This is a genomic window from Synechocystis sp. PCC 6714 (assembly GCF_000478825.2).
In the GTDB taxonomy this organism is placed as follows: Bacteria; Cyanobacteriota; Cyanobacteriia; order Cyanobacteriales; family Microcystaceae; genus Synechocystis.
Genome location: NZ_CP007542.1, coordinates 1,686,580 through 1,701,595, shown reverse-complemented (window position 1 = coordinate 1,701,595; position 15,016 = coordinate 1,686,580). Strand labels below are relative to the sequence as shown.

Annotated in this window: 10 protein-coding genes and 1 tRNA gene; 6 read left to right on the top strand and 5 right to left on the bottom strand. The window is 46.8% G+C overall.

Translation table 11 applies throughout. The annotated features are described in order from the left end of the window. Nucleotides 1-49 precede the first annotated feature (49 nt). The 3 genes from kdpB to larC all read right to left on the bottom strand — a co-directional run bounded on the left by kdpB (nucleotide 50) and on the right by larC (nucleotide 5,240). Nucleotides 50-2,113, bottom strand: coding sequence for a potassium-transporting ATPase subunit KdpB (kdpB, locus tag D082_RS07670; protein WP_028948404.1), 2,064 nt, complete (start codon nucleotides 2,111-2,113; stop codon nucleotides 50-52). Nucleotides 2,114-2,240: 127 nt separating this feature from the next. Further along, nucleotides 2,241-3,917, bottom strand: a complete 1,677-nt coding sequence (gene kdpA / locus D082_RS07665) for a potassium-transporting ATPase subunit KdpA (protein ID WP_028948405.1) — start codon at nucleotides 3,915-3,917, stop codon at nucleotides 2,241-2,243. 57 nt (nucleotides 3,918-3,974) lie between these two features. Then, nucleotides 3,975-5,240 (bottom strand): nickel pincer cofactor biosynthesis protein LarC, encoded by a 1,266-nt coding sequence (gene larC / locus D082_RS07660; RefSeq protein ID WP_028948406.1) that lies wholly within the window; start codon nucleotides 5,238-5,240, stop codon nucleotides 3,975-3,977. Nucleotides 5,241-5,245: 5 nt separating this feature from the next. Between larC and D082_RS07655 the strand changes: the two genes are divergently transcribed. Beyond that, a complete protein-coding gene (locus D082_RS07655) occupies nucleotides 5,246-5,878 on the top strand; it encodes an L-threonylcarbamoyladenylate synthase (protein WP_028948407.1) in 633 nt (210 codons plus the stop codon). A gap of 12 nt (nucleotides 5,879-5,890) precedes the next feature. Here D082_RS07655 and ctpB read toward each other — a convergent pair whose 3' ends face one another. Next, nucleotides 5,891-7,279 carry a carboxyl-terminal processing protease CtpB gene (gene ctpB, locus D082_RS07650; RefSeq protein ID WP_028948408.1) on the bottom strand — a complete coding sequence of 463 codons (1,389 nt, stop codon included), beginning with the start codon at nucleotides 7,277-7,279 and terminating at the stop codon, nucleotides 5,891-5,893. A 399-nt stretch (nucleotides 7,280-7,678) separates the two neighbouring features. On the opposite strand from ctpB, the gene D082_RS07645 reads away from it, so the two are divergent. After that, nucleotides 7,679-8,677: an alpha-E domain-containing protein gene (locus D082_RS07645; protein WP_028948409.1), complete on the top strand. Its 999-nt coding sequence runs from the start codon at nucleotides 7,679-7,681 to the stop codon at nucleotides 8,675-8,677. A gap of 3 nt (nucleotides 8,678-8,680) precedes the next feature. Here the strand turns inward: D082_RS07645 and D082_RS07640 are convergent, their stop codons facing one another. Then, entirely contained in the window at nucleotides 8,681-9,505 is an 825-nt protein-coding gene (locus D082_RS07640) for a DUF429 domain-containing protein (RefSeq protein WP_238546885.1), read from the bottom strand. A 32-nt stretch (nucleotides 9,506-9,537) separates the two neighbouring features. On the opposite strand from D082_RS07640, the gene D082_RS07635 reads away from it, so the two are divergent. The 4 genes from D082_RS07635 (at nucleotide 9,538) to D082_RS07620 (ending at nucleotide 15,013) form a co-directional block, all read left to right on the top strand. Further along, nucleotides 9,538-9,611, top strand: a tRNA-Pro gene (locus D082_RS07635). Between the two features lie 776 nt (nucleotides 9,612-10,387). After that, a complete protein-coding gene (gene nifJ / locus D082_RS07630; RefSeq protein WP_028948411.1) occupies nucleotides 10,388-13,969 on the top strand; it encodes a pyruvate:ferredoxin (flavodoxin) oxidoreductase in 3,582 nt (1,193 codons plus the stop codon). Nucleotides 13,970-14,079: 110 nt separating this feature from the next. Next, nucleotides 14,080-14,511 carry a DUF29 domain-containing protein gene (locus D082_RS07625; protein WP_038530485.1) on the top strand — a complete coding sequence of 144 codons (432 nt, stop codon included), beginning with the start codon at nucleotides 14,080-14,082 and terminating at the stop codon, nucleotides 14,509-14,511. Between the two features lie 25 nt (nucleotides 14,512-14,536). Beyond that, complete coding sequence (locus D082_RS07620; protein ID WP_238546883.1) at nucleotides 14,537-15,013, top strand: DUF29 domain-containing protein; 477 nt, start codon at nucleotides 14,537-14,539, stop codon at nucleotides 15,011-15,013. Nucleotides 15,014-15,016: the final 3 nt, after the last annotated feature.

The following is a 15,016-nucleotide window of genomic DNA, read 5'->3' as shown; positions in this document are numbered from 1 at the left end:
CTACAATTATCTTCACCTTACTACCTAGACCTATCAAGGAGCGATATAACTAAACTAAACCAGTAGATACTATGATCGAATCAATTATTTTAATGGCAATAAAGGGAGCAATTACTCCCCCTAAGCCATAAATAAGAATATTTCGTTGTAGCAATTGGTTGGCGGTTAAAGGTCGAAATTTTATGCCCTTTAAAGCCAGGGGAATCAAAGCGGGAATAATTAAAGCATTATAAATTAAGGCTGAAAGAATTGCTGATTGAGAACTGGCCAGTCCCATAACATTCAAACTACCAACTCCAACACTGGCAAACATCGCTGGAATGATAGCAAAATATTTGGCAACATCGTTGGCAATGGAAAAGGTAGTGAGGGCTCCACGGGTGATTAACAATTGCTTACCAATGGTAACAATGTCAATTAACTTAGTTGGGTCAGAGTCCAGATCCACCATATTGGCCGCTTCCTTGGCTGCCTGGGTGCCCGAATTCATGGCAACCCCCACATTGGCTTGGGCTAAAGCTGGGGCATCGTTGGTGCCATCCCCTGTCATGGCTACTAATTTTCCCTTGGCTTGTTCGGAGCGAATGACCTCAATTTTATCTTCCGGCGTGGCCTCAGCAATGAAATCATCTACCCCGGCTTCTTGGGCAATCACTGAAGCAGTGATGTGATTATCTCCGGTGAGCATAATGGTGCGAATTCCCATGCGACGCAATTGATTAAATCGCTCTTTAATGCCCGGTTTAATTATATCTTTAAGGTAAATTACGCCATAAATATTTGCCCCTTGACAGACGGCTAAAGGGGTTCCTCCTAATCGGGAAACACGTTCATAGGCAATGTTTAAATCGGGGGAAATTTGTCCTCCCCTAGAACGGACAAAGCCTTTGATGGCATCAACGGCTCCTTTGCGAATTTCCTCACCACTAACCAAATTAATTCCACTCATGCGGGTGCGGGCCGAAAATTCAATCCCTGTAGCTGTGCTCGGGTCAAAATTCATTTTTGCACCTAAATTTTCTGCCAAATTAATAATTGAGCGACCCTCAGGAGTTTCATCGAAAATACTGGAAATTAACGCAACTTGGGCAACATCTTCTAGGGAATAATTATTAACGGGAATAAATTCCTCTGCCAACCGATTACCCAGGGTAATGGTGCCTGTTTTGTCTAACACCAGAGTGTTCACATCACCACAGGCCTCAACGGCTCTACCTGAAGTGGCAATAACATTAAATTGGGCAACCCGGTCCATGCCAGCAATGCCAATGGCACTTAATAAACCACCAATTGTGGTGGGAATTAAAGCTACTAACAAGGCAATTAACGCCACAATACTGACGGGGCTTCCAGCATAATTGGCGATCGCCGGTAGGGTAGCAATCACAATGAGAAACACCTGACTTAACACAGCCAATAAAACCGTTAAAGCAATTTCATTGGGGGTTTTGCTCCGTTCTGCCCCTTCCACCAAGGCAATCATACGGTCAATAAATCCCTTCCCCGGATCCGTGGTCACCAAAATTAATAGCTGATCAGATAGAATACGTGTCCCTCCTGTGACCGAGCTAGCAATATCGGTGCCAGGCTGTTTTAAAACTGGAGCTGACTCCCCTGTGATCGCCGATTCATCCACCGTGGCCATACCACCAATCACCTCTCCATCCACAGGAATCATATCCCCCGCAATTACCTGAATTTGATCTCCTTTTCTTAAGGTGGTTGAATTAACTGATGCTGTGGAACCATCGGGTAAAATTTTTCGAGCAATGGTGTCACTTTTAGTTGCCCTCAGGGCATCAGCTTGGGCTTTTCCCCGACCTTCAGCTAGGGCTTCAGCGAAGTTGGCAAAAAGAATAGTAAACAACAAAATTAGGGTAATTATGCAGTTAAATAACCGTTGATTTTTCTCCGGTGTATCTCCAAATAGTTCAGGGTTAATGGTGACTAAAAAAGTAATTATAGTACCAATCCAGACAATAAACATGACAGGATTTTTGCTGGCGATGCGGGGATCGAGTTTAACAAAAGATTGTTGAATAGCCCGCAGATACAATCCCCCTTGCTTTACTTTGGCAGTACGTTTTCTTTGTGAGCGCAACTTTTTTTTCATGGCTAGGGAAAACTATGTTAACTAAAACAAGCCCTGATAATTAATTATTTTTAGGGTTTTAAAGAGATCCTAATTTTACTAATTATTTAATCTATTTTTTTACATAATATGTAACGATGTTAAAAAATCATTGCAGGGTAAAAGCTTCGGCAATGGGACCCAAAACCAACACAGGAAAAAAAGTTAATGCTCCTAGAATTAAAATTATCCCTGCGGTAACGCTAGTAAATAAAATGGTGTCAGTCCGTAGGGTTCCCGCTGTCAGAGGAACAGGTTGTTTTTGCGATAACCTATCAGCTAAAAGCAATAGGGCAACAATGGGAATATATCGGCCTAGAACCAGGCTAAAACAAGTGCTTAGATTCCACCAGAGGGTATTGTCATCTAAACCTTCTAGACCCGAACCATTGTTGGCAGAAGCTGATGCGTATTCATACACTACTTGGGAAATACCATGGAAACCTGAGTTACTGATGCCCGCCAATTGGCTGGGAAATGCTAGGGCGATCGCCGCAGGAATTAAAACGGCAATGGGGTGAATTAGCAGGATAATACTTGCTAGGACAATTTCCGACTTTTCAATTTTGCGCCCCAAAAATTCCGGGGTTCTGCCCACCATTAATCCTGTGATAAAAACAGCTAAAATCAAGTAAACAAATAAATAGGCTGTGCCTGTCCCTTGCCCTCCCCAGATTACCTGTAAAAACAAATTGAATAATGTGCTAAATCCCCCCGCAGGCATGAAAGAATCTAACAGGCCATTAACAGCGCCACACATAGTTGCTGTGGTTGCAATGATAAACAGTGCGGTTTGTGACCACCCAAATCGGACTTCTTTGCCTTCTAAATTTGGTTCAATACCGTCTAGCAGTAGATTGACTTGATGATTGCCCTGAAACTCGGCGATCGCCGTCACACTAATTAACCCTAAAAAAATGGCCAACACCATACCAAAGATTAACCAAGCTTGGCGTTTATTTTTAGCAAAAATACCGTAGGTATAAATTAGAGCGGTGGGAACACTCAGCATCGCAATAGTTTGTAATAAGTTAGAAAAACCATTGGGATTTTCAAAAGGATGGGCTGAATTAGTACCGAAAAAGCCTCCACCATTTTCACCTAATTGTTTAATAATTTCATAGTGGGCAACGGGTCCCAGGGCGATGACCTGATTATTGCCTTCCAGGGTTGTTAGACTTACTGGGTTTGACCAGGTCTCGGGCACTCCCGATAATAGTAAAAGTAATGCTCCTGGAATTGCCAGAGGTAATAAAATCCGAGTAATGGATAAAATTAAATCTTGGTAAAAGTTGCCCAAATTTCTACCTGTTAAGCCGCGAATAAAGGCAATGCCAACACTTAATCCTGTGCCCGCTGAAGTAAACATTAAAAAGCCAATGGCAAAAACTTGGCTAGCATAACTTAAGGTTATTTCCCCTGAGTAATGTTGCTGGTCCGTATTGGTTAAAAAAGAAATAGTAGTATGTAGGGCTAGATCCCAACTCGGTGCCGTCAATTCTGTGCCATTGAAAGGCAAATGGTTTTGTAACAGGAGAATGGCTAGAACTCCAATACCCATCACCAAATTACTGTAAAGAATCGCGGCAATATATTGCCATCCAGTCATTGTCTGCTGAGGGCGAATTTGAATCCAACTATATAAGGCATTTTCCACTGGATTCAGCCAGGGACTCAGAAAAGTTTTATTGCCTAAAAACACCTCCGCCATATAATTACCCAACCAAGGGGTAATTGCAACGACAATTGCTAAGGTCAGCAAAATTTGTAGATAGCCTTGCCACATGGTCTAAACAGTTTATTTTTTTGAGTCTGTTCTATTCTAGTGACATGTATAGATAACTCACGGTTTTCCCTTTTCTTTACTCAGGGTTGACCAAGCACCGATCGCCTGCTGGTGGATTAATTGCCAGGGTTGGCCGGTGGCTTTGGCCAGGGCAGCACAGTCAGCAAATTCAGGGTGGGCATTGAGAATAATTTTTTTGCCAGCTCGATAACCGTAGGCTAATTTAATCCGGACAGAACCATCGGCAATGATAACCGTTTGCCATTCCCGCTCCAGGGCGTAACGCTCTTGTTGACGCACCCGAATGCCCAAGCTAGTGGTTTCCCGAAAGAGCAAATTGAGACAATGGTTTTGCTTTTCCGGTGTGCAGAGTACAGTCAGCAAAATGCCGGGACGGGACTTTTTCATGGCGATCGCCTGGGTGAATACATCGATCGCCCCCTGGTTGAGTAAATTTTCCAATAAATAGCCCACCGCTTGGGGTTGGAGATCATCTAATTGGGTTTCCAGAACGGTGATGGTTTCCAGCTGACCAAAGGGAACTTCTGGAGATGGGGATTGATTGTGAGCCGTAATTTCTGTTCCGATCCAAAGCCGGAGAATATTAGCCAAAGGGAAATCTTTACTGCCTGCCCCCAGTCCTATTTTTTGCAACTTAAATGGGGGTTTGGGGCCAAATTGGGTCGCGAGGGTAACGGCGATCGCCGCTCCGGTGGGGGTGACCAATTCCCCCGTTAACCCATTGTCATAAACCGGTACCTGACGGCTTTGCCAGAGTTTTAACACCGCCGGGACCGGTATAGGTAAATCACCGTGGGCCGCCCGCACTGTGCCGCTCCCCGTGGGTAGGGCAGACCAATAACATTGCCCAATGTCGAGGTAATCTAGCCCTAAACAGGTACCGACAATATCCACAATGGCATCGGTGGCCCCTACTTCATGGAAATGGACTTGCTCCGGCCCAATGCCGTGGACTTCCCCTTCGGCGATCGCCAATTGACGGAAAATAGCTAAGCTCCACTGACGGGCCCGGGTTGGTAAATTGGCCTGTTCAATTAACTGTTCTATTTCTGGTAGATGACGCATCCCATGGTGACCAGGGCCGTGGGAGTGGTGGTCATTCAGGAGCTGTACTTCCACCTTCGTGGCCGCCTGACCCTGTTTTTGTACCATCTCTGCCGTCAAACGATATTCATGGGCCAAACCCAATGGGGCAAGTTTCTCCATCAGGTATTCTAGGGGAACCCCAGCCGAAACCAACGCCCCCAGGCACATATCGCCGGAAATCCCCGTGGGACAGTCAAAATAAGCAATCAACCCCATAAAAAATGGCCACCTTATACAATCTCCATCCCGAAACCCCCCAACAACGCACTGTGGAAATGATTTGCAAAGATCTCCGTCAGGGGGCAATTATGCTCTACCCTACCGATACGGTATATGCCATCGGCTGTGACCTGAATGACAAGAATGCCGTTCAGCGGGTTAGGCAACTGAAGCAACTCTCCAATAATAAACCGTTAACGTTTCTCTGTTCGTCCCTGTCTAACATTGCCGAATACGCAGTGGTGGCGGACAATGCCTATCGTTTGATGCGCCGTCTGATCCCTGGACCCTACACTTTTCTTTTGCCAGCCACTAAGCAAGTGCCTAAGTTGGTGGTAGAGCCAAAACGAAAAACCACTGGCATCCGGGTACCCGATCGCCCCATTTGCCAAGAAATTCTGCAGAATTTGGGCAATCCGATTATTTCTACCTCGGCCCACCTACCAGATCAAGACGAGTTTGTCATGGCGGAAAAGGCAAAGTTATTTGACCTATTCGACAAGTTAGTGGACATCATCATTGACGACGATCAGGAACCGGGCTATCAAACTTCGAGCATCATCGACCTTACCGACAAGGAACCGAAGCTGGTGCGGGAAGGTTTGGGTTGGGAAGCCCTGCAGGAATTGCTCTAGTTTTGGTTTTATTTAAAGCTGGGCTGGCTCCAGCAGACCAATGCCCAGGTCTTTGACCGGCGGCAAACCCAACGTGCGCTGGTGTTGACGTAAAACACTAACGGCCCGTTGATACTGGAGATCGACATCAGTGGCCATGAGCTCCGGGTCGTTGCGGAACTGGAGCTTGGTGTCGTTGGAAATGTCCAAATGAATGTCGGGACTGATGCCTTTGCGATTGATGTCTGTACCGCTGGGGGGATAATAACGGGCAATGGTAACGGCTAAACCAGAACCATCGGATAGGGTGTTGACAGATTGCACCGTACCTTTACCATAGGTGGCTGTGCCCACCACCGTGGCCCTTCCCTGTTCCTTTAATGCTCCGGCTAAAATTTCGCTGGCGCTAGCGGACCGTTCATTGACCAACACCACTAATGGTAAGTCCGTTAAGTTCCTGCCGTTGGCGGAAAAATGGCGATCGCCACCCCTTCGGTCGATAGTACTAACAATTTCGCCCCGGTTGAGCCAGAGTCGGGCAATGTCAATGCTGGAAAGTAAAAGTCCCCCTGGATTGCCCCGCAAATCCAATACATAACCACTAATGCGATTTTTATTGAGTTCCGTAATGGCCTTTTCCATCTGTTCAGCGGAATGGGAGCTAAATTCATCTAGGCGAATGTAGCCTACCCGCAATTCCCCTTCTTCTTTGACGTTATAGGTGACGGAATCAATTTCAATGTTTTCCCGTTTGAGGGTGACGCTGAAAACACCGCTCTGGGGGCGGGAAAGTTGCAGGCTTAGCTCGGTGCCAATTTCCCCCTGAATAGCTTCGGTGGCCTGCTCTAAGGTCATTAAGGCGGCGGGTTGGCCATTGATCCGTACAATGCGATCGCCAGGCCGAATACCTGCTTTCAAGGCAGGGGTACCCCGCATGACGTCCACCACTACTAGGTCACTACTGCGTTTGTCCACCAACACCCGGATACCCACCCCCGATGCTTCCCCTGCTGTTTGGCTACTGAGGATGGCAAATTCCTCCGGCGAGAGAAAACGGGTGTAGGGATCATTCAAGTCCTTGAGTAGGCGCCCAATTTGGCGGTAGGCGTCGGCCCGGTCTTTGTAGTTGCGTCCCAATAGTTCCTGACGCTTAGATAACCAGTTGGAATGGTTAAAGTCTTTGTCGACAAATTGCTGATTAACCAATTGCCACACTTCGTCCACCACCGCTTTGGGGCTATTTTCCAACGGGGTGACATTACTGGAAAAGCTTGTGTCGTTTTCCCCAGGGTTTGCCAATGGCGGAGTTTCAGGGCTGATGAGGTTGGGCGCACTGAGAGCAGGCTTCAGGGTAATTCCCAAGCCCAGGGTAAATATGAGGGTGGCAACAAAGGGGCGAAGGCGAAGCAAAGGGGCACTCATGGACGGCAGGGTAAAGCGAGGAAAGGCTGGCAAATAGTCAGGTCCCACAGACTGAAGCATTGGGGGAGTGGAGGGTGCAATTTCTCTCTCCGCAACATGAGGACTGAACCATTCAAGCCCAATCCTAGCAAGAAAAATCTAGTTCGTGGTCAGGATCAGCCCATTGATTAACTGGTTTTCGTTGGGGGGAGATGGGTAGGGAAGTTCGATTCCCCACGGGAACAGGGAAATTCACTACACCAGATTTTTGGTTGTGGGGGGTAGAAGGGGAAACAGCGGGAAAAAGAACTGGGTCTTTGGCCGGAGTGGCATTCCGTCAGAATGGCAACATATCAGTCCGGCAAGGGCTTTGTACAATGGGGGCTACCCCCTGGAAGATTGGAACAACCCAGAAAAATTATGCTAAGCCGTGTTGCTGACTCCGTTTACTGGTTGAATCGCTACATTGAACGAGCAGAAAATATTGCCCGCTTTGTGGACGTTAACCTTTACCTAATGTTGGATTTGCCCTACGGAGCCCAACAGCAATGGGAGCCCTTGGTCATGACTACCGGGGATTTAGGTTTTTTTAAACAACACTACGGCGAAGTTACCAAGGCTAATGTGATCCAATTTCTGACCTTTGACCAGCACTATTCCAACTCGATCCTTTCTTGTTTGAACATGGCTCGGGAAAATGCCCGCTCTATCCGGGAAATTATTTCTTCGGAGATGTGGGAAGAAATTAATCGTTTTTACCTGATGGTCAAGGAAGCAGGCGATCGCCCGCCGGCCAACATTGCCGACTTTTTTGCCAGGGTAAAACTATCCAGTCACCGCTTTGCGGGTATTATGGACGCCACCATGACCCACAACGAAGCCTGGCACTTCGGCCAGATGGGGCGTTTACAGGAAAGGGCTGACAAGACTGCCAGGATTTTGGACGTGAAATACTATTACCTTCTGCCTTCGGTGGAATGGGTGGGCACTCCCCTAGACCAGGTGGAATGGATAGCTTTACTCAAATCCGCCAGTGCCTACGAGATGTATCGCAAAAGCCAGCGGCGCATCACCCCAGCTAATGTGGCTAGTTTTTTGATTTTGCACCAAAAATTTCCCCGCTCGATCCATTTCTGCTTGCTCCAAGTACAGCGGTCACTGCACGAGGTAACCGGCACCCCCCTTGGCTCCTGGCGTAATGATGCGGAACGGGCTCTGGGGAGAATTTGTGGCGAAATGGGCTACATCACCATTGAAGATGTGATCAACCAAGGCTTACATGAATTCCTCGAGGAAATCCAAGCCAAGGTGAACGAAGTGGGGGTGAAAATGGCTCAAACGTTTTTTGTTAACGAGCCGGTGCTGTCCCCGGTGCCGATACAAAGTCAGACTCAACAACAATCTTTAACTAGTTTTTGAGCCCTAGATGGCCGGTGGGGGTTGGTCGGCACTCAAAGTTGGCACCACAATGTATCCACTGGCTTGGTCCCCCAACACCCAGTTGCGCTCCCGCCCCCAGTACCACCAATGGGCGCCGATGTACGCACAGATTAGGCTATCTAGCTGATCTTCCAAATGTTTCAATTGTTTGCCGTTCAACTCTTCCGGCGATCGCCAGAGTTCTATTCCAGGGGGAAGGGTAAGTTCCAGGGCCGGTGTTAGCTGGGGCAAGACTTCGGTGATATGGGATTGTAGCTCCCGTAAACCTCTTTTTTTCTGGGCTAGGTTGCCCTTTTTGTATTTAATAATGCGCTCGAGCTGAAAAAGCTTAACCATGGCGGGATGGGGAAAAACTTCGATTTGGTAGCGTCCTTGCCGTTGGGATTCAATGTCCGGGGCATGGAGAAAACCCCGTTCTTCCAATAGATTGCCCACCGTAATGGTTCTTGTCGCAAAGGGTCGAGCTAAATTGGCCGGATAGCACCCCGCATGGTACTTACCAAAATATTTATGGGTCAGGCGATCGGGCAAACGGGTTCCGCTGGCATTGGGAATAATAGTGGGGGCATCCACCGCCACCATGGCCCCATCCGTTACCTTTACGCCGCCATCCAGCCAAGCAAAAATATCTTCCAAGCTCAAACGACAGGTGATGTCTTCAATCCCTAGACGATCACCGGTGGGGGTTGATTCTAGTTGCAATCGGCATAGTCCACTTTCTCCGGAACGCCAACCTAGATCAATACCAATAAATTTCATCAAATTGAGCACCGGAAAATATTTGCCAAAAAACTTGCCAAGGGCCACAAAGGGGGACTAAGATTAGAGTCTGTGAAATTCGGGGCGTAGCGCAGCTTGGTAGCGCACCACTTTGGGGTAGTGGGGGTCGTGGGTTCAAATCCCGCCGCTCCGATTCAACTAAAAGGCCTTCTCTGTAAGCATTATAGGCTTCTGGGGGGGCTTTTGAAGTTTTGGCGGTTGCGTCGCTACTGGCCGAGGGCTAGAAATGTTTAGGGCTTATGCTGCTGAGCATGGGGTTTCGATGTTTGAAATACTAAGTGAGGGACTAAGTTATAGAGTCTGATTAGCAAGGATATAAATTTTAGGTTAATTTTAACTGAGTTAATTAACTTTTTCCCTGGTTAATGTCCCTTGGCGGCGATCGGAGGGGGTTAAATGGAATTTCCAAGCAGATACTTTTCCTGGGAATCCATTGATCACAAAACTTAACAGGAAAGTGGGTAGTGTAAATTTCGTCTAGATCTCAGTTGTAGCAACCAAGAATCAAGGGTTTCAACTCCATTGAATTCAATTTTCTGACTACTCTCCTTAACAGTATTTCACCTCGTTAAAAAAAAATAAGAAATTGTTCCACTTTTTCATTTTGGGTTCAAGATAAAAGTAAGACCCAGAGAGAAAGCCATCACCAGCCACGGTTGATAATCCTTAATTCATAGCTCCATATTCTTGGTCAATCTTTTTTGCTGTCCACTCTCCCCTATTCTAGTCAATTGTCAATAAAAACAACCATAAAGTTGTTCAACTGCTGTTGTTCTTGAATAATTTCCAATAATTTTTTAGAGCCCCATAGATCGGCGGCATTACCCCCAACTACGAACTAGATTAACTGGCTTTTTCAATATTTTTGACCTTTGCTGCCATTGCAGAAACCTTTGAGGACGATTAGTTATGAATTTACCTACCTATGCCACCCTCGATGGTAACGAAGCGGTGGCCCGTGTGGCTTACAAGTTAAGTGAAGTCATTGCCATTTATCCCATCACCCCTTCCTCTCCCATGGGGGAATGGTCGGACGCTTGGGCTTCAGAACATCGCCCAAATCTGTGGGGCACAGTACCCTTGGTGGTGGAAATGCAGAGTGAAGGAGGGGCTGCCGGGGCAGTCCATGGCGCGTTGCAGTCGGGGGCTTTGACCACTACTTTCACCGCTTCCCAGGGTTTGATGTTGATGTTGCCTAATATGCACAAAATCGCCGGGGAATTAACGGCTATGGTCTTGCATGTGGCGGCCCGTTCCCTAGCGGCCCAGGGGTTATCTATTTTTGGGGATCATAGTGATGTAATGGCGGCCCGCAATACAGGTTTTGCCATGGTAAGTTCCAATTCGGTGCAGGAAGCCCACGATTTTGCCCTCATTGCCACGGCCACGAGCTTTGCCACCAGAATACCGGGACTACACTTTTTTGATGGTTTCCGTACTTCCCACGAAGAACAAAAAATTGAGTTGTTACCGGAAACAGTAATCCGCAGTTTGATTAAGGACGAGGATGTTTTAGCCCATCGGGAACGAGCTTTAACCCCCGATCGCCCGAAATTGCGGGGTACGGCCCAAAATCCCGATGTTTATTTCCAAGCTCGGGAAACGGTCAATCGTTTTTACGAAAATTATCCGGCGGTGTTGGCCAGGGTCATGGCAGAATTTGGCCAATTAACCGGCCGCCAATATGCCCTTTACGAATACGTTGGCCACCCCGAAGCAGAACGGGTAGTGATTCTCATGGGTTCCGGTTGTGAAACGGCCCAGGAAACGGTGGAATATTTACAAACCCAGGGGGAAAAAGTTGGTCTGCTCAAAGTAAGACTTTTCCGTCCTTTCGTTGGCGATCGCCTGGTGGCAGCTTTACCAAAAACGGTGCAAAAAATTGCGGTGCTGGATCGGTGTAAGGAGCCAGGCAGTGCAGGGGAGCCCTTATATCAGGATGTGCTAACGGCATTTTTTGAAGCGAGCATGATGCCGAAAATTGTTGGGGGACGCTATGGTTTATCGTCTAAGGAATTTACCCCAGCTATGGTCAAAGGGGTTTTCGATAATTTAAATCAAGCCACTCCCAAAAACCATTTCACCATTGGCATTAATGATGATTTAACCCACACTAGTTTGGATTATGATCCTAGTTTTTCCACGGAATCGAATTCGGTGGTACGGGCAATTTTCTATGGATTAGGCTCCGATGGCACCGTGGGAGCCAATAAAAATTCCATCAAAATTATTGGGGAAGATACGGACAATTACGCCCAGGGCTACTTTGTTTACGACTCGAAAAAATCCGGTTCCGTCACCGTTTCCCACCTGCGCTTTGGCCCTAAACCCATCCTTTCTACTTATCTAATTACCGAAGCTAACTTTGTCGCCTGTCATCAGTGGGAATTTCTAGAACAGTTTGATGTGCTCACTCCAGCGATACCTGGGGGTGTTTTCCTGGTTAATAGCCCCTACGGCCCTGAAGAAATTTGGCAATATTTTCCCCTGCCAGTACAGCAAGAAATTATTGATAAACGCCTCAAGGTGTACACCATCAATGCCAATGAGGTGGCCAGGGAAGCAGGCATGGGCCGCCGCACCAATACCGTCATGCAAACCTGTTTCTTTGCCCTCGCTGGAGTTTTGCCAAGGGAAGAAGCGATCGCCAAAATCAAGCAATCCATCCAAAAAACCTACGGCAAAAAAGGCCAAGAAATTGTCGAGATGAATATCAAAGCGGTGGATTCCACCCTAGAGCATCTTTACGAGGTTGCAGTTCCAGCCCAAGTGACAGCGGGGGCAGTGCAATTAAAATCCATTGTTCCCGATCAGGCTCCCGTGTTCGTTAAAGACGTTTTGGGGAAAATCATGGCCAGGCAGGGTGATGATTTACCCGTCAGTGCCCTACCCTGTGACGGCACCTATCCCACGGGAACGACCCAATGGGAAAAACGCAATGTGGGCCACGAAATTCCCGTTTGGGACCCTGATGTCTGTGTGCAATGCGGTAAATGCGTCATTGTTTGTCCCCATGCTGTAATTCGAGCCAAGGTTTACGAGGAAGGGGCATTAAACAACGCTCCAGCAACTTTTAAAAGTACCAATGCCAAGGATCACGATTGGCAGGGTTTAAAATTTACCATCCAAGTGGCGGCGGAGGATTGCACCAGCTGTGGCATCTGCGTCGATGTGTGCCCGGCCAAAAATAAATCCCAACCCCGTTTCCGGGCCATCAATATGGAACCCCAGTTGCCCTTGCGGGAACAAGAACGCACCAATTGGAACTTTTTCTTGGATTTACCCAACCCCGATCGCCATAGTTTGAACCTGAATAAAATCAGCCATCAGCAAATGCAGGAACCCCTGTTTGAATTTTCGGGCGCCTGTGCCGGTTGTGGGGAAACTCCCTATCTCAAACTGGTTAGTCAGCTCTTTGGCGATCGAATGTTAGTGGCCAATGCCACCGGCTGTTCCTCCATCTATGGTGGCAATTTACCCAGCACCCCCTGGGCCCAAAATGCCGACGGTCGGGGCCCCGCCTGGTCTAATTCTTTATTTGAAGATAACGCCGAATTTGGCCTAGGTTTTCGGGTTTCCATTGATAAACAAACAGAATTTGCCGGGGAATTACTAAAAACCTTTGCCGGAGAATTGGGGGAAACTTTGGTGGACAGCATTTTAAATAACGCCCAAACCACTGAAGCGGATATTTACGAGCAACGGCAATGGGTAGAGCGGGTTAAACAGCAATTGCAAAATCTGGAAACGCCCCAAGCCAAAATGTTTCTCTCCGTAGTCGATTACCTTGTTAAAAAAAGCGTTTGGATCATCGGTGGGGACGGTTGGGCCTACGACATTGGTTACGGCGGCTTAGATCACGTCCTGGCCAGTGGCCGCAACGTCAACATATTGGTCATGGATACGGAGGTCTATTCTAATACTGGGGGCCAAGCTTCCAAAGCCACTCCCCGGGCCGCTGTGGCCAAATTTGCCGCTGGGGGTAAAGCTTCTCCTAAAAAGGATTTGGGGCTTATGGCCATGACCTACGGCAACGTCTATGTGGCCAGCATTGCCATGGGGGCCAAAAATGAGCAATCCATCAAAGCCTTTATGGAAGCGGAAGCCTACCCCGGTGTGTCCTTAATCATTGCCTATTCCCATTGCATTGCCCACGGCATCAATATGACCACCGCCATGAATCACCAAAAAGAACTGGTGGACAGCGGCCGTTGGTTGCTCTACCGCTACAACCCTCTGTTAACAGAGCAAGGCAAAAATCCTCTGCAACTAGATATGCGATCGCCAAAAGTTCCCATTGATAAAACGGTGTACTCAGAAAATCGTTTTGCCATGCTCACCCGCAGTCAGCCGGAGGAAGCCAAACGGTTAATGAAACTTGCCCAAGGGGATGTGACCACTCGCTGGGCCATGTATGAATATTTGGCCAAACGTTCCTTAACAGGTCAACCCGAAGGGAACGGCAATGATCACAGTGTTCCCAACCTTTAGAAACAAAGGCTAAATCTGTCTAGAATCCACATCAGAGGGACAATCTCTAACCTGCTCCCCCGCTAATTTGAAAATTTTATGGGCAAAAACCGATAGTAAATCAGATTGATATGAGAAATCTTTATTATCAAGACCGCTGTTTATGGGCAAAAACCATGGCTATGTTCCTCCAAGAACGTCAGTTAGATCAACTGGACTGTGAAAATCTGATTAAAGAAATTGAAAACATGAGTGGTCGGGAAAAAAGCTCTCTTGAAAGTAACCTCGAAATTCTCTTAATTCATTTACTTAAATGGAAGTACCAACCTAATAAAAGGACAAATAGTTGGTATCGGTCTATTGTTGAACATCGTAAAAGAATCCATAAAGCTTTTCGTACAAGCCCCAGTCTAAAAAGGCATTTCGAGGAGGTTCTAACCGATGTATATCAGGATTCCCGTAAGATGGCTTCCGTAGAAACGATGTTGGATATACAAATTTTTCCTTTAGACAACCCCTTTAGTAGGGAGCAAATTCTGAATCCTGACTTTCCACCTCAATAACCAACAAAATTAAATTATAATGATTATGCAATTAGATAATCCCAGTCTTTATGATCAAGACTTTGATCTGTGGTTAAGAACCATGGCTAACCTTTTGAAAGAAAACAGATTAGACGAACTTGATTATGAAAATCTTGCTGAGGAAATCCAATCTTTAACTCATAGAGAACAGGATATTTTAGAAGAGAATTTAGAGATTATTTTAATCCATCTTCTTAAATGGAAATATCAGCCAGAAACCTGGTCAAATAGCTGGAGAATAATGATTGACCAAAGTAGAAAGAAAATTTATCAATGTCTTTTGCAAAGTCCTAGTTTACAGCAATATCTTCATGATGTTTTAGATGAATGCTACAAGCACGCTCGTAGGATGGTTGCCATCGAAACTGGGGCTAGTTTAGAAATATTTCCAGAAACCAATCCCTTTGCAGAAGATGAAATTCTTGATCGTACTTTTCTACCCGATGGCTTCTTTCCCCAATATTACGAAGATTACAATTAACAA